At 69.7% G+C, this 21,801-nt stretch carries 24 protein-coding genes and 1 pseudogene; 12 read left to right on the forward strand and 13 right to left on the reverse strand.

What is annotated here, in order from left to right; translation table 11 throughout:
- Positions 1 to 17: 17 nt before the first annotated feature.
- Together ACQPZW_RS37535 and ACQPZW_RS37540 are read right to left on the reverse strand one after the other, a co-directional pair.
- On the reverse strand, positions 18 to 1,310 hold the full coding sequence (locus tag ACQPZW_RS37535) for an MFS transporter (RefSeq protein WP_433790759.1): 1,293 nt from the start codon (positions 1,308 to 1,310) through the stop codon (positions 18 to 20).
- Between the two features lie 34 nt (positions 1,311 to 1,344).
- Positions 1,345 to 3,450, reverse strand: a complete 2,106-nt coding sequence (locus tag ACQPZW_RS37540) for a cytochrome P450 (protein WP_433790760.1) — start codon at positions 3,448 to 3,450, stop codon at positions 1,345 to 1,347.
- Positions 3,451 to 3,660: 210 nt separating this feature from the next.
- Here ACQPZW_RS37540 and ACQPZW_RS37545 point away from each other — a divergent pair, with 210 nt between their 5' ends.
- Complete coding sequence (locus tag ACQPZW_RS37545) at positions 3,661 to 4,455, forward strand: thioesterase II family protein (protein ID WP_433790761.1); 795 nt, start codon at positions 3,661 to 3,663, stop codon at positions 4,453 to 4,455.
- On the opposite strand, the gene ACQPZW_RS37550 is transcribed toward ACQPZW_RS37545, so the two are convergent.
- The 3 genes from ACQPZW_RS37550 to ACQPZW_RS37560 all read right to left on the reverse strand — a co-directional run bounded on the left by ACQPZW_RS37550 (position 4,441) and on the right by ACQPZW_RS37560 (position 6,070).
- Complete coding sequence (locus ACQPZW_RS37550) at positions 4,441 to 5,196, reverse strand: 4'-phosphopantetheinyl transferase family protein (protein ID WP_433790762.1); 756 nt, start codon at positions 5,194 to 5,196, stop codon at positions 4,441 to 4,443. The two genes, ACQPZW_RS37545 and ACQPZW_RS37550, sit on opposite strands and share 15 nt — an antisense overlap.
- Before the next feature lie 326 nt (positions 5,197 to 5,522).
- The gene (locus tag ACQPZW_RS37555) at positions 5,523 to 5,726 is read right to left on the reverse strand and encodes a hypothetical protein (protein ID WP_433790763.1); all 204 of its coding nucleotides are present in this window, start codon (positions 5,724 to 5,726) and stop codon (positions 5,523 to 5,525) included.
- A 140-nt stretch (positions 5,727 to 5,866) separates the two neighbouring features.
- Positions 5,867 to 6,070 (reverse strand): cold-shock protein, encoded by a 204-nt coding sequence (locus ACQPZW_RS37560; RefSeq protein ID WP_433790764.1) that lies wholly within the window; start codon positions 6,068 to 6,070, stop codon positions 5,867 to 5,869.
- Positions 6,071 to 6,353: 283 nt separating this feature from the next.
- Between ACQPZW_RS37560 and ACQPZW_RS37565 the strand changes: the two genes are divergently transcribed.
- A complete protein-coding gene (locus ACQPZW_RS37565) occupies positions 6,354 to 8,000 on the forward strand; it encodes a Na+/H+ antiporter (protein ID WP_433790765.1) in 1,647 nt (548 codons plus the stop codon).
- A 15-nt stretch (positions 8,001 to 8,015) separates the two neighbouring features.
- Here ACQPZW_RS37565 and ACQPZW_RS37570 read toward each other — a convergent pair whose 3' ends face one another.
- Both ACQPZW_RS37570 and ACQPZW_RS37575 read right to left on the reverse strand, forming a co-directional pair.
- On the reverse strand, positions 8,016 to 8,651 hold the full coding sequence (locus tag ACQPZW_RS37570) for a LuxR C-terminal-related transcriptional regulator (protein WP_433790766.1): 636 nt from the start codon (positions 8,649 to 8,651) through the stop codon (positions 8,016 to 8,018).
- Complete coding sequence (locus tag ACQPZW_RS37575) at positions 8,639 to 9,901, reverse strand: sensor histidine kinase (protein WP_433790767.1); 1,263 nt, start codon at positions 9,899 to 9,901, stop codon at positions 8,639 to 8,641. The genes ACQPZW_RS37570 and ACQPZW_RS37575 overlap by 13 nt, the downstream gene beginning before the upstream one ends.
- 109 nt (positions 9,902 to 10,010) lie before the next feature.
- On the opposite strand from ACQPZW_RS37575, the gene ACQPZW_RS37580 reads away from it, so the two are divergent.
- Positions 10,011 to 11,066 carry a fatty acid desaturase family protein gene (locus tag ACQPZW_RS37580; protein WP_433790768.1) on the forward strand — a complete coding sequence of 352 codons (1,056 nt, stop codon included), beginning with the start codon at positions 10,011 to 10,013 and terminating at the stop codon, positions 11,064 to 11,066.
- Positions 11,067 to 11,137: 71 nt separating this feature from the next.
- Entirely contained in the window at positions 11,138 to 11,398 is a 261-nt protein-coding gene (locus ACQPZW_RS37585; RefSeq protein ID WP_433790769.1) for a hypothetical protein, read from the forward strand.
- A gap of 18 nt (positions 11,399 to 11,416) precedes the next feature.
- Here the strand turns inward: ACQPZW_RS37585 and ACQPZW_RS37590 are convergent, their stop codons facing one another.
- Both ACQPZW_RS37590 and ACQPZW_RS37595 read right to left on the reverse strand, forming a co-directional pair.
- Entirely contained in the window at positions 11,417 to 11,563 is a 147-nt protein-coding gene (locus ACQPZW_RS37590; protein WP_433790770.1) for an ATP-binding protein, read from the reverse strand.
- A 386-nt stretch (positions 11,564 to 11,949) separates the two neighbouring features.
- Positions 11,950 to 12,885: pseudogene (locus tag ACQPZW_RS37595) on the reverse strand (GAF domain-containing protein); the annotation flags it as partial.
- A gap of 587 nt (positions 12,886 to 13,472) precedes the next feature.
- Here ACQPZW_RS37595 and ACQPZW_RS37600 point away from each other — a divergent pair.
- Positions 13,473 to 13,685 (forward strand): hypothetical protein, encoded by a 213-nt coding sequence (locus ACQPZW_RS37600; RefSeq protein ID WP_433790771.1) that lies wholly within the window; start codon positions 13,473 to 13,475, stop codon positions 13,683 to 13,685.
- Positions 13,686 to 14,227: 542 nt separating this feature from the next.
- On the opposite strand, the gene ACQPZW_RS37605 is transcribed toward ACQPZW_RS37600, so the two are convergent.
- The 3 genes from ACQPZW_RS37605 to ACQPZW_RS37615 form a co-directional block, all read right to left on the reverse strand.
- Positions 14,228 to 15,232, reverse strand: a complete 1,005-nt coding sequence (locus ACQPZW_RS37605) for an ATP-binding protein (protein ID WP_433790772.1) — start codon at positions 15,230 to 15,232, stop codon at positions 14,228 to 14,230.
- A gap of 205 nt (positions 15,233 to 15,437) precedes the next feature.
- Positions 15,438 to 16,493: a PP2C family protein-serine/threonine phosphatase gene (locus tag ACQPZW_RS37610; protein ID WP_433790773.1), complete on the reverse strand. Its 1,056-nt coding sequence runs from the start codon at positions 16,491 to 16,493 to the stop codon at positions 15,438 to 15,440.
- On the reverse strand, positions 16,490 to 16,684 hold the full coding sequence (locus ACQPZW_RS37615) for a hypothetical protein (RefSeq protein ID WP_433790774.1): 195 nt from the start codon (positions 16,682 to 16,684) through the stop codon (positions 16,490 to 16,492). The genes ACQPZW_RS37610 and ACQPZW_RS37615 overlap by 4 nt, the downstream gene beginning before the upstream one ends.
- Before the next feature lie 118 nt (positions 16,685 to 16,802).
- Here ACQPZW_RS37615 and ACQPZW_RS37620 point away from each other — a divergent pair, with 118 nt between their 5' ends.
- From ACQPZW_RS37620 to ACQPZW_RS37630, 3 genes are all read left to right on the forward strand, one after another.
- Positions 16,803 to 17,036, forward strand: a complete 234-nt coding sequence (locus tag ACQPZW_RS37620; protein ID WP_433790775.1) for a hypothetical protein — start codon at positions 16,803 to 16,805, stop codon at positions 17,034 to 17,036.
- A gap of 518 nt (positions 17,037 to 17,554) precedes the next feature.
- Positions 17,555 to 17,728 (forward strand): CsbD family protein, encoded by a 174-nt coding sequence (locus tag ACQPZW_RS37625; protein WP_433790776.1) that lies wholly within the window; start codon positions 17,555 to 17,557, stop codon positions 17,726 to 17,728.
- Complete coding sequence (locus ACQPZW_RS37630; protein WP_433790777.1) at positions 17,725 to 17,898, forward strand: hypothetical protein; 174 nt, start codon at positions 17,725 to 17,727, stop codon at positions 17,896 to 17,898. The genes ACQPZW_RS37625 and ACQPZW_RS37630 overlap by 4 nt, the downstream gene beginning before the upstream one ends.
- Positions 17,899 to 17,959: 61 nt before the next feature.
- Here the strand turns inward: ACQPZW_RS37630 and ACQPZW_RS37635 are convergent, their stop codons facing one another.
- Positions 17,960 to 18,286 (reverse strand): hypothetical protein, encoded by a 327-nt coding sequence (locus ACQPZW_RS37635; RefSeq protein ID WP_433790778.1) that lies wholly within the window; start codon positions 18,284 to 18,286, stop codon positions 17,960 to 17,962.
- A gap of 717 nt (positions 18,287 to 19,003) precedes the next feature.
- Here ACQPZW_RS37635 and ACQPZW_RS37640 point away from each other — a divergent pair.
- The 4 genes from ACQPZW_RS37640 (at position 19,004) to ACQPZW_RS37655 (ending at position 21,725) form a co-directional block, all read left to right on the forward strand.
- Positions 19,004 to 19,942: an acyl-CoA desaturase gene (locus ACQPZW_RS37640; RefSeq protein WP_433790779.1), complete on the forward strand. Its 939-nt coding sequence runs from the start codon at positions 19,004 to 19,006 to the stop codon at positions 19,940 to 19,942.
- 302 nt (positions 19,943 to 20,244) lie between these two features.
- Positions 20,245 to 20,967, forward strand: a complete 723-nt coding sequence (locus tag ACQPZW_RS37645) for a GAF and ANTAR domain-containing protein (protein WP_433790780.1) — start codon at positions 20,245 to 20,247, stop codon at positions 20,965 to 20,967.
- A 36-nt stretch (positions 20,968 to 21,003) separates the two neighbouring features.
- The gene (locus tag ACQPZW_RS37650) at positions 21,004 to 21,393 is read left to right on the forward strand and encodes a GAF domain-containing protein (protein WP_433790781.1); all 390 of its coding nucleotides are present in this window, start codon (positions 21,004 to 21,006) and stop codon (positions 21,391 to 21,393) included.
- On the forward strand, positions 21,357 to 21,725 hold the full coding sequence (locus ACQPZW_RS37655) for an ANTAR domain-containing protein (protein ID WP_433790782.1): 369 nt from the start codon (positions 21,357 to 21,359) through the stop codon (positions 21,723 to 21,725). The genes ACQPZW_RS37650 and ACQPZW_RS37655 overlap by 37 nt, the downstream gene beginning before the upstream one ends.
- Positions 21,726 to 21,801: the final 76 nt, after the last annotated feature.

A 21,801-nucleotide genomic window follows, 5' to 3' on the forward strand; every position in this document is an offset into this window, starting at 1 on the left:
CCGGAGACCGGCAGCCGTCACGGGGAGGCGGCGGTATCGGACACCGGCGCCTCCCGGTCCGCACCGCCTTCCTCACCGGTCAGGCTCCGCAGCTTGCGGACGGAGCTGAGCAGCGGCCACAGCGCCGCGAAACACATCCCCGTCGAGGAGATCACCAGGGTGCCGCCGAGGCCGACCGACGTCTCGGCCAGAGCACCGCCCAGCAGCGCGCCGAGCGGCATGATGCCCCAGCTCATGAACCGCACACTGGCGGTGATCCGGCCCAGCACCGCGTCCGGCACCAGGGTCTGGCGGACGGTCCCGATCGAGATCTGCATGGTGACGATGCTGTACGCCCAGGTGAACTGCGAGATGCCGATCAGGACGAGCGCGTACGGCAGGGGCATGAGATGGGTGAGACCGACCGGCAGCGCGGTGAGACCGGGCAGCACGTAGGACAGCACCAGTGTGGGGCCGTGCCCGATCCGATCGGTGATCCGTCCACTGAGGGCGGCCGCGACCAGGCCGGCGACCCCACCGATGGCGGTCATCACGCCCAGCAGCAGCGGGCTCAGCCCCACCACACGAACCGCGAACAGCACGTAGAGGGCGGCGAACATCGAGCAGAAGAGGTTGAAGTGGGTGGACGCCAGCGCCAGGGGCCACTGGTATCGGTCCCGGCGGAGCAGGCGCAGCCCCTCCCGGATCTCGGCCACGTGCGGCTTGCCCTCGCCCTCGGCCCGGTTGGGCGGAGCCTTCGGAAGACGCAGCAGTGACACGCTGCTCACCACGTAGGTCGCCGCGTCCACCAGCAGCGCCACCGGCGGCCCCAGCACCTGGACGATCACGCCGGCGAGCCCGGGCCCCGCGACCTCACTGGCCGACTGGGTCCCCTCCAGCCACGAGTTGGCCCGCCCGATGTGCTCCTTGCCGACCAGGCGCGGGAGGTACGGCACCAGCGCGCTCTGGAATAGCAGGCTCAACGCCCCGAGCACGAACGCCGCCACCGCCAGGATCCACACGGTGAGCATGTCGGCCCACCACAGCACGGGAAGCGCGACGAGGATCAGCAGCCGGCCCATGTTCGCGATGTGCATGAGCCGCGTGCGCTCGTACCGATCGGCCCACACGCCGGTGGACAGTCCCAGTACGAGGTCGGCGGCCGAACCGGCGGCCACCAGCAGGCTCATCTCCCATGCGCCGGCCTGCAGGGACAGGGCCGCCACGAGCGGCAGGGCGAAGACCGAGAGCTGAGCCCCGGCGTACGAGATGGCTTCCGCCACGCACAGCCGGAAGAACCCGGTCTTGGCGAGACTGGTGTTGACGGACATCAGGCAGAATGTTCCTTCGCTCGGGACGGGCGGATCAGCGCACCGTGACGGGCAGGCTCGAATAGCCGCGTAGGTTGAAGATCGGCCGAAGGAGCGGCGTACCGGCGAGGGTGATCGCCGGGAACCGGGTGAACAGGTGCGGCAGAGCCACCGTGGACTCGAGACGGGCGAGTGCGGCGCCCAGGCAGTAATGGATGCCGCCACCGAAACTCAGGGAGGCGGGCCTCGGCCGCCGGATGTCGAACTCGTCCGGCCGCTCGAACCGGGCCGGGTCACGGTTGGCAGCGCCGAAGAACAGCACCGCTGAACTGCCGGCCTCGACGGTGACGCCCCCGATCCGGGTGTCGGTCACCACCGTACGCATGGTGCCCTGCACAGGGGCCTCGAAACGCAGCGCCTCCTCGGTCGCGGCGGCGGCCAGCTCCGGATCGGCGCGCAGCAGCCGGAGCTGATCGGGGTGGTCGAGCAGCGCCTTCACCGCGTTGGTGAGAAGGTTCACCGTCGTCTCGAACCCGGCCACGAAGATCAGAATGAGGGACCGCACCAGCTCCGCGTCGGTCAGCGCGCCCTCGCGGGCACCCGCCGCCAGGGTCGACACCAGATCGTCGCGGGGACTACGGCGGCGCTGCGCGACGAGATCCTCGAAGTACGGCAGGAGCCGGCGGGCGGCGGCGTCGGCGGCCGCGTTCGACTCGTCGGTGGCGAACAGGTCGAACACCACCGACAACGCCGCGGTGGGCTCGCGCAGCCACGTCAGGTCCTCCTCGGGCACACCGACCAGCGCGCCGATCACCGCCATCGGCAGGGGCAGCGCGAACAGGTCGTGCAGGTCGACAGGCGACCCGTCGGCGCCCGCGTCAGCGACCGCGTCCAGCCGCTGGGTGACCAACCGCTGCACCGCCGGCTGCAGCTCCCGCACCCGGCGACCGCTGAAGCCCCTGGCCAGCAGGCCGCGCAGCCGGGTGTGATCGGGTGGGTTGAGCAGCAGCAGGGACTGGCTCATCACCTCGTCGGCCGGGCTGGCACGCCAGCCCGGCGCACGGTCGTCCAGCAGGGCCGCATCCTCGACCAGGAAGTCGGCGGACCGGATCCCCGCCGTGCAGACGTCGTAGCCGGTCAGGACGACCAGGCCGGAGCGGCTGCGATACACCGGCGCGAGCTGGCGCAGGCGGTGATAGATCGGGTACGGATTACGGTGCCCCCGCCTGGTCTGCAACTCCATGAACATGGCCTCGGCCTGTAGTGCGTCGGCCTCACGGAGCACCGTCGGCGGGCCGGCGGGCTCAGGCTCGGCCGGCCGGGCGGCGGCGTGCCGTGGACAGCCGTCGACCGGGTCGACTCCAGGAGCCGGGGCAGCTCCGGGAGCCGGGTCGACACCGGGAGCCGGGCCGACACCGGGAGCCGGGCCGACTCCAGGAGCCGGGGCGGTCAGGAAGGCGCGGACCTCGTCGGCGACCAGGTCCACCGCGGGCGCCGACAACATCGCGAAATGCCCGCCGGGGATCCGGACGGTTCGCAGCGAGCCGGAGACGAACGGGCTCCAGTCCGACGGGCCGCCCAACGGATCGGTGGCCTGCAGTGAGAGGGCGTGCACGGCGGTCCGGAGCGGACGGTGGGCTGTCACCGCGCGCATGTTGGTGATGAACAACTCCAGCCGGCGTTCCAGGTCACCGACCCAGCGGCGGCGGTCACCACGCCGGCTCAGCCCGAGATGGGCGACGAGCAGATCGAGCTGCCCGTGCCGCCCCAGGGTGTCGAAGCCGGCCGGCTCGGGCAGCAGCGGCAGGCCCAGTGACATGGTGATGTCCTCGGCGAACCAGCGGACCAGGATCGTGTCGTCGACGCCGCTCTCCAGCGGGACCGGGACCTCCGAGTCGATCATGACGACCCGGGCGGGGTGGCCCCGCTCCATCAGCAGGCGGGCCATCTCGAGAGCTATCACGCCACCCATCGACCAGCCGCACAGCAGATACTCCGCGACCGGGCTCAGCCGGGTCAGCTCCGCGGTGTAGACCCTGGCCATGTCCGCGACAGTGGTGTGGCGCTGCTCGGGCTCCTCGGAGCACTGCACCCCGTACACCCGGAAATGGGGTCGCAAGCGGTTGGCCAGCTGGCCGTAGGAGACCGCGCTGCCGCTCACGGCATGCGGACAGAACAGAATCGGACGGTCGACCGCATCGGTACCGTCGATGTCGGCGCCCGAGAAAGGCAACAGGTAAGGCGACCGCCTGGTCGGACTTTCGGGCAGCAATGCATGATCGGCTGACAAGCCAAGAACCTCCCCCGTTCCGTCGGCCGATCATATCCTCGGAGGAGCCGATCAGGCCGCCGGGACCATGGATCACCGTGGATGTCCACTTCGACAACTCCAGGAAGGCCGCACCCGTTGCACATCTCCGAACGGTCCCCCGTCCACCGTCTGCCCACGTCGCGCCCGGGTGACGGACGGCTCTACTGCTTCCCCTACGCCGGCGGCTCGGCGGGCGTCTACCGCCCGTGGGCGGGGCTGGCGCCGCCCGGCCTGGAGCTCGCCGCGGTGCAACTCCCCGGGCGGCAGGAGCGCTGGGGCGAACCGTACGCCGATGATCTTCCGGCCCTGGCCCGGTCCACCGCCGGTGCCGTGCTGGCCGACCTGCACGACCTCGGCGCCCGCCCGTACGGTCTGTACGGTCACAGCATGGGCGCGCTACTGGCCTACGAGACCGCGCGAGAACTCTGCCGCCGCGGCGCCGGCCCCGCATTGGTCACCGTGTCCGGTCACCGGGCGCCGCAGACCCCGTCGTTGCGCACGCCCTACCGCCACCTGCCCGACGACGAGCTGCTCGAGAAGGTGATCGCCCTCGGCGGCACCGTCCCCGAACTGGCCACGAACACCGAGTTCCTCGCGCTCGTGCTGCCTATGCTGCGCGCGGACTTCACCATGGCCGAGCGCTACCGGCACCTGCCCGGCGAGCCGCTGCCCTGCCCGCTGCTCGTGCTCGGGGGCAGCGACGACCCGTACGCGCCGCCGTCGAGCCTGGACCGCTGGACCGAGCTCAGCCACGCCGGCGCCACCATACGGGTCCTGCCCGGCGGCCACTTCTTCCAACAGGACCACGCCGAGTCGATCCTCGGCACGGTCGCGGCCCTCCTAGCGCGACGGTGAGACGAGACACTCCGGGCGCGCCGGCGGTTCGGGGCGGCGGCGCACGATCCGGGACACCGGGACCGTCGCCGCCAGCGCCATGAGCCACCCACCCTCGGACGGGAGGTCGTAGAGGTGGATCGGCTCCCTGGGCCAGCCCTCGGGCGCCGGGTCGGCGGCCAGGACCGGGCCGATGGCGTCCAGCCTGCGGAAACCGGCGGTCAGGCCGTGCCCGGTCACCTTCGACCCGGCCTCCTTGCGGGTCCACAGCCGGAGGAGCTCCTCGGTACGGCAGTCCGGCGGCAACGCGGCGAGGTGCTCTCGCTCCCGTGGTGTGCACGAATGCGCCACGAGCTGCTCCACGTCACCGAGAGAACCGCCCTCCTCGATGTCGACACCGGCACGTCCCGCCGACACGACCGCGACGACGAGACGGTCACGGGTGTGCGACACGGAGTAATCCAGATCGGCGTCCACGAACCGGGGCCGTCCGTGAGGTCCGCCGCAGTGTTCGCAGTCCCGCACGATCCGCACGTCCCGCGGCGGGATCGCCAGGTAGTGGGCTCCGATCACCCGCTGCACCGACCGGGAGGCGACGAAGACCTGCCGTGCTCGGGGCAGCGTGAATGCGGCGGCCCGTCGCCGCTCCTCGTCATCGAGAGGATCGTCCCGGTCCGGCCACCCGGTGATGGGCGTCTCCCACAGGTGGCACTCGCCACGCACCGGTGGCCCCGTCGGCTGATCCCGGGCGGACACAGTCACGCCCGATTCCTCCACCGCCGGAACCTACCACCCGGCCACCCCGCGCATTCTGGCCCAGCCGTCCGCCGTCGTCGCGAAGAAGGGCGCCGATGGCGGCGACAGAGGTCGGTGATCGCTGCCCTCGGTTACCGGCCTGGGCTGCCCCGGCGGCGGTCAGCAGCCTTCCGTACAGGTACTTCGGCCTCCGGGTGGGACAGGGGCGGCGTCGCCCTCTCGCTTCACCACGGTCCGGGGCCCACCGACGGCGGGAGACTTGCGTCAGCGGCAGCGGTGGATGTCCACCACGCGGTAACGGCCAAGGCTCGAATGCCGGGCCGGTGCACTGTTCATTCGGACGCGAACGGATGGCGAAGTCGATGCATCGCCTGCTCCTCGCGGTCCGCGTGGAGCGCGGGTGCCATATCGTCCGTGGCGGCCGGGGCCAGAAACGGTGTCAGGGTTCCTACGGCCGCGGCCGCGCGCCGGAAACGCGAAATCTCGGAGATCGGACGGGAATGGGACGCGTGCGGCGCCACGGTGGTCGTCGTCATGAAAGCCTTTCCAGAACGGCGCGCCACATCGAAGCACGGGCCGCCGGATATCTTGGGTGAGCAGTCTCGGCACATTGTGACCGAGAAATGCCGACGGCGGCTCGCTGAACCAGTCGAGCCGCCGTCGGTGAAAGCCGAGATCAGATGACGCGGATGTTCTCGGCCTGCGGGCCCTTCTGGCCCTGCGTGACGTCGAACTCCACCCGCTGGTTCTCGTCGAGGCTGCGGTAGCCGCTCGCCGAGATCGCCGAGAAGTGGGCGAACACGTCGGGGCCGCCCTCGTCCTGGGTGATGAAGCCGAAGCCCTTGTCGCCGTTGAACCACTTCACGGTGCCTGTAACCATGTCTTTTTCCTTAGCAAGCCGTCGGAATCCACATTGTGCGGACTCTCACGCCGCCGCGTTGATCACCCGCGCCGAACCGGCACGGAAAACGAAAAAGCGCCTAGCGGGTTTCAGATAACCCATCAGGCGCCGAAAACGTCTACGGAAATCAAAACTGCAACGTGGCCAACCGTAGCACAGAAATTCGGCTGCCGACCCTAATACTTGCCGCCGGTCTCCGGCCGGGGCGATCCCCGGCACCGGTTCCCGCGGCCGGCGCGGGCCGGTCCGCGAGGATGAGACGGTGGATGTCGAGCCGGTCCTGATCTTTGTCCTCGCCGCTGTCGCGGTGGTCGCGGTGGTGCGGTGGGTCGCCGACCGGACGGGACTGCCCGCCGCCGCGCTGTTGCCGATCATCGGCATCGCGTACGCCCTGCTACCGGGACCCAACATCCCCCTGGATCCGGACATCGTCCTGGCGTTCGTGCTGCCACCGCTGTTGTACAGCGCCGCCCTGGACTCGTCGATGATCGCGATCCGCCGCAATCTGCGTACCGTGGTCAGCCTGTCGGTGGTCCTGGTCCTGCTCACCGCGGTGCTGATCGGCCTGGGTTTCGCGTGGTTCGTCACCGGTGCGACCCTGGCCGCCGGCATCGCGGTCGGTGCGGCGGTCGCTCCACCCGACCCGGTCGCCGCACTGGCTGTCGGCCGCAAGGTGGGGCTTCCACCCCGGATCATCACCCTGATCCAGGGTGAGGGCCTGCTCAACGACGCCACCGCGCTCACCATCCTGAGCGTCGCGGTCGCCGCGGCCACCGGAGACGGGTTCTCGGCGCCGGCCGCCTTCGGTCAGTTCCTGCTCGCCGCGGTGGGGGGAGTGGCCGTGGGCGTCCTGGTCGCTTTCGCCGTCCGTCTGCTGTCCAGGCCGCTCAGCGGCGATCCGATGCTGGCGAACGCCGTGTCGCTGGCCATACCGTTCGGCGCCTACCTGCTCGGTGAGGTGATACACGTCTCGGGTGTGCTGGCAGTGGTCGTGGCGGGGCTGATCGTCGGGCATCACACGCCGCGATCAGCGTCCGGGGCGGGCCGGCTGCAGACCAACGCGGTCTGGCGGCTGGTCGACTTCCTGCTCGAGGGTTTCGTGTTCCTGTTGATCGGTCAGCAACTACCCGAGGTCATCCGGGGACTGGCGGGATACGAAGCCGTCACCGTGGTCGCCGCGGTCGCGATCACCGTGGGTGTCACCCTGCTGCTACGGCCTTTGTGGCTGGTGCTCACCCTGCTGGTGCCCGGAGCGCTGCACACCCGGTGGAGCCGGGGCGCAGCGGACGAGAGGGCGTCCGTGAGATGGACCGGCCGGGAGGTCGTGGTCCTCAGCTGGGCGGGTACGCGAGGCGTGATCAGTCTCGCGGCGATCTTCACTCTGCCGCTGGTCACCGAGACGGGGGCGCGGTTCCCCGCTCGCGACCTGCTGCTGTTCTGCACCGTCGTGGTCGTGCTCGTCACCCTGGTCGGGCAGGGCTTGACGTTCGCGCCGATGGTGCGGGCGCTGGGGCTCCGCGCGGACGACAACGACCAGGCTCTGCTCCGCAACGAGGCGAGGGCGGCCTCGGTCAAGGCCGCCCTCACCGCTCTCGACGAGCTGGAGGAGCAGGAACACGACGACATCAGCGGCCAGGTGATCGAGACGATGCGCGAGCAGTTGCGGGCCCGGCTGCGCCGCTACCGGGACCGGCTCTCCCTGTTGCGCGACAACGACTCGGCGGGTCCGCCGATCTCGCCGCAGTACGAGGCCGCCCTGCACGTGCGCCGGGTGGCCATCGATGCCCAGCGGGAGGAATGCCTGCGCTGGCGCGACGCCGGACGGTTGTCCGACGAGGGTCTGCGAGTGCTGGAACGCGAACTGGATCTCGAGGAACGGCTGCTGCCGGACCGGCCGGCCCGCCGGTGAACCACGCACACGCCGTCACGCGTTCAGGTAGGCCAGCACGGCCAGCACCCGGCGGTTGTCGTCGTCGGAGGGAGGCATGTCGAGCTTGGTCAGCATGTTGTTGATGTGCTTGCTCACGGCCTTCTCCGTGATGCCCAGATTGGTGGCGATCGCGGCGTTGGACCGGCCCTGCGCCATCTCGCCGAGCACTTCACGTTCCCGGGCGGTGAGCACCGCCAGCGGCTCCCGGCGGGCGAGCAGCCGCGAGATCACCTCGGGGTCCATGGCGGTGCCACCGCCGGCCACGCGGTGGACGGCGTCGATGAAGTCGCTGACGTCGGCGACGCGGTCCTTGAGCAGATATCCGATGCCGCCGTACGGGGTGCTGAGCAGCTCCCGGGCATAGAGCGGTTCCACGTGCTGGGAGAGCATGAGAATGGGCAGGCCCGGCAGCCGGGTGCGGGCGGCGATGGCCGCTTGCAGGCCTTCGTCGGTGAAGGTGGGCGGCAGGCGTACGTCGAGGACGGCCACGTCGGGCCGGTGCTCGAGCAGGGCGGGCAGCAGCGCCGGGCCGTTGTCGACGGCGGCGACGACGTCGAAGTCGAAGGCGCCCAGCAGCCGGGTCAGGCCGTCCCGGAGCAGGGCGTGGTCCTCGGCGATCACAACGCGCACGGCAGCTCCATGGTGATGACGGTGGGTCCTCCGGGTGGGCTCGACAGCATGATCGTGCCGTCGAAGGCGGCGAGGCGGCGTTCGATGCCGCGCAGTCCCGTGCCGGCGGCCGGGGCGGCCCCACCTCTGCCGTCATCGGTGACGACCATGGTCAGCAGTCCGGCCGCGTGCCGGGCGGACACCGACCCGTGGTGGGCGCGGCTGTGCCGGATGACGTTGGTCAGCGCTTCGGCGACGGCGAAGTAGGCCGCGGACTCCAGCGGCAGATCGGGTCGTCCCGGCAGGTCGACATCGACGGTGATCGGGATCGGCAGGCTCAGTGCCAGTGCCCGGACCGCGCCGTCGAGCCCGCGTTCGGCGAGCACCGGCGGGTGGATGCCGCGGACGAGGTCTCGCAACTCGGCGAGCGCGGCACGGCTGGACGCCCGGGCCTCGGCGAGCAGCTTGTGGGCCTCGGCCGGGTCACGGTCGATGAGGTTGTCGGCGAGGCCGATCATCATGCTCAGCGAGGCGAGACGGGCCTGCGCGCCGTCGTGCAGGTCGCGTTCGATGCGGCGCAGCTCCGCCGCCTGGGCGTCCACCGTCCCGGCGCGCGTGACGGTCAGCTGGGTGACGCGCAGCCGAAGCTCGGCCGCCCTGGTGGGCGCGAGAAGGAGCCGGGCGAACAGCGCGTCGACACGGCGCAACCACGGCGCCACCCACAGCCCGGCGGCAAGGATGATCACACCTTGCGGCACCGACACCAGACCGGCGAGGAATGTGTCGACGGACCAGACCGCGCCGTAGCCGTACCAGCCGGTGCCGAGCCAGATCCACGACGGCGTCAGGGTCAGCCCCAGGAGCCCGTACAACGGCACCAGCACACCGATCGCCCCGAGAGTCAGCCCGACGACGGCTCCGGGTGCCAGCCAGGCCAGGTCCCGCCACGTGGCCGGATCCGTCACGGTCCACCGGAACCGCTCCCACCCGTCGGCGACGACACGTTCCGGCAACGGATGGTACGGGCGGGCGACCAGCACACCGGTCTGCGACGCACGGCGGCGCTCCAGGTCGGTGCGCTTGCGGACCAGCGTCATGGTCCACGGGACCACGGCCAGCCCGAGGTACGGCACCGGCGTCAGCACCAACGCCCCGACCACGACGGCCAGCAGCGGAATGTTGGTGAGCGCGAGGCCGATCGCCGCCGCACCGTCCAGCACACCGCGCACACCGCGCCGGGCCAGGCCCGTACCGTCAACCCGCCTTCTCACGAACCTCATCACCTCCCTCCGGCATCGGCTGTCCTGGTAGTGCTAGCACCACCACGACGAGGGTCCTAGTGCTCCTGACGAATCGCGTCCCGAGCGGTTCGATGGGAACATGACAACTCTGACATCGGCGACCGCTGCGGCGTCGCGGGCGGCAACGGCCGGCAGCGACTTCGCCGTCCTGGCACGCCGCATCAACGCGGAGGGCCTGATGCAGCGCCGGGTCGCCTACTACCTCGTCCGGATCGGCGTCGTCGCACTCATGTTCCTCGGTGGGTGGACCGCGTTCTTCCTGATCGGCTCGTCCTGGTGGCAGGTCGTGACGGCGGCGTTCCTGGCCATCACCTTCACCCAGGTGGGGCTGCTGGCCCACGACCTCGCTCACCGGCAGGTGTTCCGCACCAAGCGACCGGGAGAGATCGCCGGCCGCATCGCCGGCAACGTCGGCATCGGGATGAGCTACGGCTGGTGGATGGAGAAGCACACCCGGCACCACAACAACCCCAATCACGACGACCTCGACCCCGACGTGGCCCCCGAGGTGCTCATCTGGGCCACCGAGTCAGCACTCGGACGGCGCGGGCTCAAGGGCTTCATCACCCGGCACCAGGCCGCCCTCTTCTTCCCGCTGCTCACTCTGCTCGCCGTCGACTTGAAGATCTCCAGCATCAAGGCGCTGCGCCGCGGAGCCGTGAAACGCCCCCGCCTGGAGAGCACGCTGTTGCTTCTGCACGCCGCCGGCTACCTCTCCGTACTGTTGATCGTTCTGCCGCCTCTGCCAGCCCTCGGCTTCCTCGTGCTTCACCAGGCGTTGTTCGGTCTCTATCTCGGTATGACCTTCGCTCCCAATCACAAGGGCATGCCGCACCCGGCCGGTGACGAGGACTTCCTGCGTAAGCAGGTGCTGACCTCCCGCAACGTCCGGGGTGGCCGGTTCACCGACGTGGCGCTGGGCGGCCTCAACTACCAGATCGAGCATCACCTGTTCCCGGGCATGCCGGCGCCCAACCTTCGCAAGGCCCAGCCGATCATCGAGGCCTACTGCGCGGAGATCGGCGTGCCGTACGAGCAGACCAGTCTCGTCACGTCCTACCGGCAGGCACTGCGATACCTACACGAGGTCGGGGCTCCGGCCCGAGCCGAGCACGCGGCACGCGCCGGCCGGTGACGACCGTCGAGACCCTCGCCGGCGTGAAACATGTGACTTCGGGTATGCGGGCGACGTCGTGAGGAGACGCCATGTCTGACAACACTGAACTGATCATCAGGTTCCATCCCGTGGGCGGCGAGGACGTGGCCGTGCTGACCAGCGACTTCCCGGATCCGGACGCGGCGGTGGAGGCGATCGTCCGAGCGCTGGACGAGCGTCGTAGCCTGGTCCTCACCCGTGCCCGGTACAACAGGGAGACCGACGAGAACGCCGTACTGATCAACCTGGCCAACGTCGTATCAGTACGGGTGGCACGCCAGGACAGCGCGACGAGTGGCCAATACCTGTAGGGGCCGGCGTCACCACTGTCACGCGGCATGGCGAGGCAGGCGGATGGTGAAGGTCGTCGTGCTCTCATCGGGCTCACTCAGGGTGAGGGTCCCGCCGTGCTGCTCGACGATCGCCCGGGCGAGTGTGAGACCGAGGCCGGCGCCGGGGATTCCGCCGTGGCGCAACTCGTCGCTGCGGTAGAAGAGCTCGAAGACACGAGCGTGCTGATCGGGGGGATCCGGGGACCGCTGTTGGAGACTGCTATCACGGCAGTGCGCTCATCCGTGCGAACGGTGACGCGGATCCGGCTGTCCCGCGGGGCCCACGTTCCGGCGTTGCGCAGCAGTTCGTCGATGGCCACGCGGAGCCGGTCCGGGTCGGCGTGGACGGGCAGGGATGCCGGAGCGTCGACGTCGACGCCGGTGGAGGGGTCGTCCCCGACTGCGGCTCGGACGACCTCGGTGAGATCGATGCGGCGGCGATGCAGGAACACGTGTCCCGCCCTCGTACCGGCCACGTCGAGGAGCGTCGCGACGAGCCGGTTGAGTTGCTCGGCGCGCCGATGGATCACCTCGAGCATCTGCTGTCGTTCGTCGGCCCGCATGCCGGGGTCGGCGCGCAGCATCTCGGCGTTGGCCTGGATGCTGGTCAACGGGGTGCGCAGCTCGTGGCCGACCAGGGTGATGTACTCGTCGCGGCTGTGCTCCAATGCGATGGAGGAATCGTCGGCCCGGCGTCGTTCGAGGAACTCCCCGAGGTACGCGGCGATGCTGGTGAGGATGGCCGTGCGCATGTCGTCGGGTGTCTCGTCGTGATCGCTGTAGCAGATCAGGACGCCGAGGACCGACGAGCCGATGGGGATGGGAACGGCCAGGGCGGCACGCAGCACACCCCAGTCGGTCTGAGCGGCGGTGAGGGGATCGGTGACGAGGTCGGTGACCCACACCGGTGTTCTGCTCTGCCATGCGCGACCGGCCAGACCCGTACCTCTGAGGAGATCGCCGACGCGGTCGAGGCCGGTCGCGTGCCGGTCGTCGGCCTGCCAGCGGTTACGCCGCTGGATCACCTGCCCGACCAGGTCGACGGACCAGAACTCGCTGGCGGCCCAGCCGAGCATGACCCCGACGGTTCGCACGGCGGTCGCGATGATCAGTCCTGCGGGTCCGGGCTCGCCGAGGATCGCGGAGACCCGGGCCACGCAGTCCTTCAGCTGTTTAGCCCGGCCCAGCAGCGTGACGTCGTGGAAGGCCAGAACCGCAGCGAGCCGTCCCGCTCCGGTCACCGGACCGCCCTGAGCCATATACATCCGGACCGGGCCGTCGGCCACCCGCGCGCGCACCTCGAGATGCCGCACGGACTCCCCGCGCAACGCCCGGGCGACAGGATGCCGTTCGTCGTCGATCCGCCGTCCCGTGGTGTCGAAGAGCAGCATCCGGGTGTGCACGGCGCCATCGTCTCCGGCCGGTTCCCCCACGTCTTCGACAAGGGATCGAGCAGCAGGATTCATCAGGATCGTCCGGCCGTCGCGGTCGTAGCCGAGCACCGCCACGTCAAGAATGTCCAGGACGGCCCGCAACGCCTGACTCTGATCGCCGGCGACCAGACCGTCGGCGACCAGACCGTCGGCGGCCTTGCGTCGTGATGATCCGAGCTCACCGGGTCGAGCGGCCCCGGCTTCGTGTGGATCATCGGGCAACACCGAGGACAGCCCCTCAGACTCCGCCGCCTCGGTCACGCTGTGCCCGCCCCTCCGCACGACAACGCTGCGGGTTCGCCGGGCGGTCGTGCTGTGGTCCCGATCAGCATATGCCGTGACCCGATCAAGAAGGTGCGGAGCACGGAGGAATGGCGACCGGTACTCCGAGTCGGTGTTCGCGCACCCGGAACGGCGCCTGGCCCAGCATCGAGGGGCGGGAGTACGGCCGGTCCCTGGACCAGAGCGATCGCCGTGTCAGCGCCCGCGAGACGGTGGTCGCCGGCCGAGACGCCGACGTCGACCAGCGGAGATCGATGCCGAGACAGCCACCGGGGTAGGCTGAGGATTCGGGAGCCGCGGAGACCGCGATTTCCGCCCTCACAGGAATGAGTAACACCATGCGCTATCTCAGCGACGTCAATTTGCGTGCTGTTCTCAGTATCCTGGTTGCCCGTGAAGGCGGAACGGTGGACATTTCCAACGCCGATCTCTATGCCGCGATGCTGCCCGGCGACAGGCGAGGAGAAGGTTTCGCGATTGAGGAGACGGGCACGGGGATCCGGATTTCCCTGGCCGTCGGCACGGACGCCGACACGCCCGGACGGCAGTGAGCCGCCAGGTCACTCAGTGATCGCGCCGCACCGAAACCTTACGGCCCCGTGCCTGCGCTGACTCACCGTGGTTCGCCGTGGCGCCACCTCGACGGGTGGCGCGTCACCGACCGGGTCACCCCGCCTGGCGGCTTGCTCACCCCTCACACTACCCGCACCACACGGGTCCGACCCCAGCAGAATTCGCGCCATTCTGTTCACCCGACGCAACTGAAGGACAATACGCCCTTCTCCACTGCCAATTCGGTTCGCCACGAACGCCGGGGATAGCCATGACCCCGCAATCCTGAAATGGTGCGATGCTGACCGGGTTCCCGGATCGGTCACCCGGGACCACGGCGGAATTGACAATTTCGCGCATTTCTCCGCCGGCACGGGCCCACCATCATGGCATTGAGGACTATCCATCGATGCGTCACCCAGACGCACGTGTGGCGGCTCCTCGCCAAGCTTCGGCGGCGCCCGAGCTGACGACACCGACGCCTCGCCGTCCGCGCACCTCCCGGAGGGCGGGGCTCATCGTCTCCCCTCCAGATCGGGCGTCACGACGATGCGGCCGGCATGATGTCCCGGGGAAAGTGCAACCGGACCGACGTCCGGCCCGGCGCTGACGACACCATGACCACGTCGGCCAACTGCCGGGCCAACCACAGACCCCGCCCACCCGCCATCGCGGAAACCGGATCGGGCCGAAGGAATCCCGCGTCCGCGGGGACCGGACGGGAGCCGGCATCGTCGCACTGCACGACGAGCGTGCCACCGTGATGCCAGGCACGAACCCGGACCGGCGGGTCCCCGTGACACAGTCCGTTGGTCGCGACCTCGACCACCGCCACCACGACATCCTCCAGCGCCTCTCCGATGAACCGATGATCCGTCGCCCAACCGCCGATGGCCGACCGCAGTCCGCTGAGCTCGGCGACCCCGCCGACACTGACATCGTGATCGACGTGTGCCGGTGGTCTGCGCATCGGCACGTGGTGACGTACAGACAGGTAGCGCTCCGGCTGGAGATAGTCCGGTGACGCCGTTCGGCCGACCGGCGTGACCAGGTGAGGGTGGGTGGCCCGGACACGGTCGATCACCGTGGCCGGGTGGCTACGGCAGTCCCAGACGCAGGTGACGGTGGAAGCGCCCAGCGCGTACGTGTGGTTGCAGATCGACTCGTACTCCAGATAGGCGGCGACCCGATCGGCCCGCAGACCGGAGTCCGCATCGCGGACGAGGTCGGGTTCGGCGATCATATGAACCCGCCGTCCCGCCCGATGCTCGTCGGCGAGATAGCGGCGGAACCGCTCGTAGGCGACACCGAGCCGCTGACAGGACGCGTCCGGGGCGCACCAGCGGACCACCGCCGGAAGATCGCCGGCCAGGTCGGCCAGCACCGCGCGGGTCCGTTCCCCGACCACCACCAGAACCTCGTCGTAGAGCTTCGCCGATCGGGCCACCTCCGCCGCCAGCATGTCGAGGTCACGATCGCTCTCGATGATCAGAGCCGCGTGCACGAACCGGGCCGCGAGTGGCCCGGCCCCGTCGGCCACGGTCATTCCCGGGCCGTCGCCGCTGCGGTGGAAGCGAGAGTGGTCATGGCCGGCAACTTCCCCGTGCTCTAAAGCGAGGTGATCAGAGACGCCCCGCCACCGCTGCTGTCGCGCTCCGGAGAAGTGCGATCATCTGGCGGCTACTGCCGTACGGGTACCCCAGCGGCTGACGACTACTCCGATCCGGCCACGGCCCCTCCTCGGCGCCCGCTCACGGGGCGGTGCCGAGCGGTGTCCGGTTGTCGGACTCCGGCAGCTCCGTGTCGGAGCGGAACGGGGCCGGGCTGATCCACTGGGCGAGCAGCACGGTGGCATCGTCCTGCAGGCAGTCGTCCTGATGGTCGAGGATGGCGTGAACCAGCCGGCGGGTGGTCTCCGGTAGCGGCAGCCGGTCGCCGACGGCCTTGACCGTGAAGTCGACGAGCCGGTCGATGCCGAACGGCTCGCCGTCGCTGGAACGGGCCTCGATGATGCCGTCGGTGTAGAGAAGCACGTGGTCGCCCGGCTCCAGAGCCTCCTCGACGACGACCGGGGGCCGGTGGTGTCCGAGCGAGACCGGCAGGGCGGTGGGCGTCGGCAGCATCTTGACCGCCTTGCCCTGGCGGATGACCACACCGCTGGGGTGCCCGGCCGAGATCACTCGCAGCATCCCGGTGCGCTGGTCCAGCTCAGCGAGCACGGCGGTGATCAGGCCCCACCGGTCGTGGTCGTGAACGGCCTGGTCGATGCGATGGTAGGTACCGATCAGGTCGAGGCCGGTGCGGCGGGCATTGCGGTAGGCAGCCAGCGCGAGCGAGGCCAGCATGACCGCCCGCATTCCGCCGGCGGAGCCGTGGCCGACGGCGTCGAACAGCGCCAGGTGCGCGATGTCGCCGTTGACGGCATAGTCGAAGGCGTCACCGCCGACGTCGTAGCAGGGTTCCAGGATTCCGCTGATCATCAGATGGCCGGTAGAGAACGTCAGCGGCGGCAACTGGGCGCGCAGCATCTCCGCCGCCAACAGCATCGGCTCCCGGCGGCGCAGCCGTTCGATGGTGTCGCTGTAGAGATCGCGGGTGACGACCAACTCGGCCAGCAGCGCCGCGACCGTCGCGCAGTCCTCCACCGTCGACTCGCCGGCCGGACCGTCGAGGAGGACCTCCAGGACGCCGAGGCGTTCGGCACCGTTGATCAGCGGCGCCCACAGCCGGACACCGTCGGCTTCGGATTCGCTCACGCAGACGGTGACCGTGGTGAACGCGCGCCCCGCGAGAGTGCCGTCGATCATGAACGGGTCCCGGGCCGGAGCGTCCCGGCGATCAGGGGCAGCAGCTCACGCTGCCGGTGATCCACCAGATAGATGATCATGACGGTGGCGCCGACGAGCGGGGCGGCGCGCATCGCCATCTGCGGAAGGTCGTCAGGCCGGGCATGGTGCGACTGCCGCAGGAGCCGGACCATCGCTTCGATCCCACTCACTGTGCCACCTGAAGCTGTGCCACCTGAAGCTGTGCCACCTGAAGCTCTGCCACCTGAAGGCCATTGTCGACGGTCGACGGCGACCCTACCGGCAGCCGGCCGCCTGTAGGGTCGGCGGATGATGGTTCAGCGGCACTGGTGGAACGGCAGCAGCACGACCCGATTCCGACGCGACGTCTACGTCCGCAGTGACGGCTCTCAGTGGGACGTCCTGGTCCAGATGGGTGGGACGGCGGGGCGCTACCGCGTACAGGAGTGCCCGGGGCGCGGGTCGGCGCTGATCGTCGCCGATGCGTGGCGCGGCTCGCACGAGAAGTGGCAGGAGATGAAGCCGCAGGCCGCCGCGGGCTGAGACCGGCGATCGGCGTCACTTCCGGCGATATGATCCGCATCACCGGGCGTGGAGCGGCCGGGATGCCGATCGGCGTGCCGCCCTCAGCGGTGTGGTGAGCGGCGGAGCCGTCGGCGCGGACCACCAGGGCCGGCGGACGGCCTCCCGAGGCGCCGGTGGCGGTGCGGCCGCTCCCCCGCCGTCGTAGAGGCCGTCGCCCGGCAGCCGCGGCTGGCAACGCCCCACAGGCCGGCGGCCACGACGTGACCGGCGAGACAGCGGTCACACTAGGCGCCGACATGATCAACGGCTCGGTGTACTGATGGCATCACTCACCGAGTCTTGCACGGCAGGCCGCACGTGCTCCTCGCGATGGACCGTGCTCGCGCCACCGGCGTACCTGAACGGCATGCCTTCCGGCCGGGCCGCCATCGAAGGGTTTCGCATCGCCGGGTACGGGCATCCCCCGGTGCAGCACCGACGCTCAGCGAGATGTCGTCAACCGACGAGGTCCGTGCGGAGCGCGGGAGAGGGACGTCATGGGACTCGACGACAAGATCGAGAACAAGGCGCAGGAAGCCACCGGCAAGGTGAAGCAGAACGTCGGCGAGGCCACCGACGACAAGGATCTCCAGGCAGAGGGCACGGCGGACGAGAAGTCCGCGAACATCAAGCAGGCCGGCGAGAAGATCAAGGACGTCTTCAAGAAGTGATCATCGCCAAAACGGCTGTGCTGGCCGCGCTCCGGGAGCGCGGCCAGCACAGCCGTGCCGCATTCGTCGACCGTGAGCTACCGGACCGCATCGACCTGGACCGGCACGGAGGACTGCTCGCCATGCTCCGTCTCGACCCCGCGAAGCTGTCGGACGATCCGCCCATGTGACGTCATCGTCATGGTGCCCGACACCGGCTCCTGCCGTACTACTCCGGGGCGCCGGACGTGGTCAGCCCGGCTCGAGGGTGCCCACCGGGCGGCAGAGCAGTGCGGCCAGCTCCCGCAACGCGTATCCGGGGGTCCGGCCTGCCGCTTCCACCGGCTCGACAGGCGACGTGGGACCGAGACGGGTGTCCCCGATCCGCCGGCGAGCGATACCGATGATCCATTCGACGACGTCCAGACCGGGCTCGGTGCGACAGCCGGCCAGCCACCACACCTCGAGATAACTGGCGGCAAGCACATCGTCTCGCCGGTCGCCGTCGATCGGCAGTGTGGTCAGCGCGGTCCGGACCGCCGGATACGTTCGATCGAACAGCTCGATGAAGGCGGACACGCTGCTTCGCGAGATCGCCTCCAGGAGAGCGGCATCATCGACCGCCCCGGAGGCGTCCTTTCCCGAAACAGGCGCAGACGCTTCCCGGGACGGCACTTCCACGACAGGCTCCAGACGACGATGCGGATAGCCGCCGAGGTCCGGAGCGACAGTCAGAGATGATGCGGCTCCGACGCTACGGCATCACCCGGGACGGGACCGGCGAGCGTCCCTCAGACGGGGAGAGCGGCACGCCATCCCACATCGGATGCCGGATCCGCGCCCCGAGACTCTTCAGTGGTGTGCCGAAAGGCCGTCCTGTGGGCCGCCGGTCCCCCTCTGGCAGCGGCCCACAGGACTCCTCTCTTCGAGGAAAGCTCGGAGATCTCATCCACTCCCGCCCGATGGGCGACAGATGATCAGGGGCGACGCCTCCCTGAAGCATCGACCAGGAGTGGAGGGGGCTACCCCCTCCGCCGGACGGCAAACAGGCGAATGCGAGCAATGAACCGGACGGTGTGCGTCTCTGCCTCGAGCGCAGCAGGCCCGCCCGCACCGGAGTGGTGTCCGTTTGTCGACCGGGAAGCGGGGTACCCCACGCTCATCAGGTTCAATGCCGTGGCCCGTGGTGCCCACGTAGTCCCGGCGGCCGTCCAGACTCCTGCGGCCTCATATCTTGCCGCGACCACCTCTGTCCGCACGATGCACGTCGGCCGACAGGATTCCAGGAGTCGACCCATGAGCACACCTGTCATCACCACTCTTCCCGGCCCCAAGCCGATGATCGAGGAACCCCAGTCACCTGCGGCCATCGCCATGCTCTGGTTCTTCGTGGTGGGGCCGTTCGTCGCACTGTTCGCCGCCGTGCCGATCGCCTGGGGGTGGGGGCTCTCCGCGCTCGACGCCGCCATGGCGATCGTCGGGTATGTGGTCGCGGTCGCCGGCGTGACGGCCGGATTCCACCGCCACCTCACCCACGGCTCGTTCAAAGCCAAGCGGCCACTGCGTCTGGCTCTGGCCGTGGCCGGCTCCCTCGCCGTCGAAGGACCCCCGACCACCTGGGTCTCCGATCACCGGCGGCACCACGCCTTCACCGACCGCGAAGGCGACCCCCATTCCCCATGGCGGTACGGCACCGGCGTCCGCGCCCTGGCCAAGGGCCTGTGGTACGCCCATTGCGGCTGGTTCCTCAATCCCGAGGTCACCAACAAGGCCCGCTTCGCACCGGACCTGCTCGCCGACCGGGGCATCCGCGTGATCGACCGGTTGTTCCTGCCCCTGGTCGCGCTGTCCCTGCTGCTACCCGCGGTGATCGGTGGACTGGTCACCGGCACCTGGACGGGAGCGCTGACCGCGTTCTTCTGGGCCGGGCTGGTCCGGATGGCCCTGCTGCACCACGTCACCTGGTCGGTCAACTCGATCTGTCACGTCGTCGGCGAACGCCCGTTCAACAGCAAGGACAAGGCCACCAACTTCTGGCCACTGGCGATCCTGTCGTTCGGGGAGAGCTGGCACAACAGCCACCACGCCGACCCCACCGGCGCCCGGCACGGCGTCCTGCGCGGCCAGATCGACCCCGCCGCCCGTCTCATCTGGATCTTCGAGAGGCTCGGCTGGGCCCACGACGTACGCTGGCCCGACCCGGCCCGGCTCGCTGCCAGGCGCAGGACGGTCTGATGATCCAGGTGGTCAGCCGGCCGCAGATCGTGATCGTCACGCCGTCGATCGCGCTTCTTCCAGCCGCGGCGGCGGGCAGATCTGGACGTTCGGGTGACTGCCCCGCGAACCACTCCAGGCACGTCGACGACACCGCCCGAACAGCGCCCCGCGGAGACACGCAGTCGCGGCGTCGCGAGTATGGTGGGAACGGATCTGTTCGGCTCATGCGGCCCTGGCCCTCGGCATGTGCGCCTGGAAGGGACGGCTATGCCGATGTGGAGGCACGACACGGGCGGGTCATCTCCTGAGCGCCGGCGCTGGTGACGTCGGCCGACGGTCCGGGCGAGCCCTGGAAGGCGGTCCGGCATCTCATCGCGCGTCAGCCGGCCGACCTGATGTTGCTTCAGCGCATCTGTCTCGCCGCCGTCGAGGCACTGTCGGCGTCCGGGTCCGGTGTCAGCGTGATGACCGCAGACGGGACGCGCGGAGTCTGCGCGGCGTCGGACCCGGTCAGCGAGCGCGTCGAGGAGCTGCAGTTCATCCTGGGCGAGGGGCCCTGCATCGATGCCTTCGCGGAACGCCGTCCGGTACTCACCGCGGACCTCTCCGAGACCGCGATCCATCGCTGGCCGGTCTACGCCCCGTCCGCACAGGAGGCCGGCGTCCGCGCCGTCTTCTCCTTCCCCCTCCAGGTCGGCGCCGCCCGGCTCGGTGTCATCAGCGTCTTCCGTGAACGGACGGGACAGCTGACCCGGGGCGAACTGCGGACGGCGTTCACCTTCGCGGACGTGACCGTGGAAGCACTGCTCGACATGCAGGAGAACGCGCCGGCACAGGACGGCTCCGGCGCTTCGTGTCTGAACGTCGGGCATCGCGCCGAGCTGTTCCAGGCACAGGGGATGGTCATGGTGCAGCTGGGTGTCCCCATCGGTGAGGCGCTCGTCCGGATACGGGCTCATGCCTATGCCGAGAACCGGCGTCTCGACGATGTCGCACGTGACATCGTCGCCAGGCGGCTGCGACTGGACGGGAACGACGAATGAGTGGCGGCACGGTTCAGGACGATCGGAAGGCAGGACATGAGCACCGTCTCGGCTGAACGGCTCGCCACCATCTTCGTGGAGGCCGCTGACACCCTGGTCGACGAGTTCGACCTTCTCGACTTCCTGAGCATGCTGACCGATCGGGCTCGCGACCTGGTCGGAGCGGCGGCGGCCGGTCTGGCGCTGGCCGACGAACACGGACGGCTCGGTTTCGTGGCGGGCTCCGACGATAACGTCCGCCTGGTCGAGCTGTTCCAGATCCAGAACGATCAGGGGCCGTGCCTGGAGGCGTTCCGCACCGGACGGCCGGTCATCAACGTCGATCTCGCGGCCGCGACGGCCCGCTGGCCGCGCTTCGCCCCCGCGCGGCCGAGGCGGGCTTCCGTTCGGTGCACGCATTCCCTCTGCGGCTGCGCTCGCAGGTGATCGGAGCGCTGAACATCTTCGGTGACAGCGTCGGCGGCGACTTCGCCGACACGGATGTGCCGATCATGCAGGCGCTCGCCGACGTCGCGACCATCGGCCTCATGCAGGAGCGCGCGATCCGCCGCAGTGAGGCGCTGACCGAGCAGCTGCAGGGCGCCCTGAACAGCCGGATCATCATCGAACAGGCCAAGGGCGCCGTCGCCCAGATCAAGGGGATCTCCGTCGACGACGCGTTCCTCCGGATCCGTGCCTACGCCCGCAACAACAACCGGCGTCTCACCGACGTCGCCCGCATCGTCGTCACCGACCTGACGAGCCTGCCCGGTCTGTGAGCCGATCCCTCCCTGACGACGCCTGCCCACCAGCGGCGATATCCTCCCGGCCGGGTGATCTCCTCACCCGCTCCTC

Origin of the sequence: Actinoplanes sp. CA-252034, from assembly GCF_050956125.1 — a bacterium.
Lineage (GTDB): Bacteria > Actinomycetota > Actinomycetes > Mycobacteriales > Micromonosporaceae > Actinoplanes.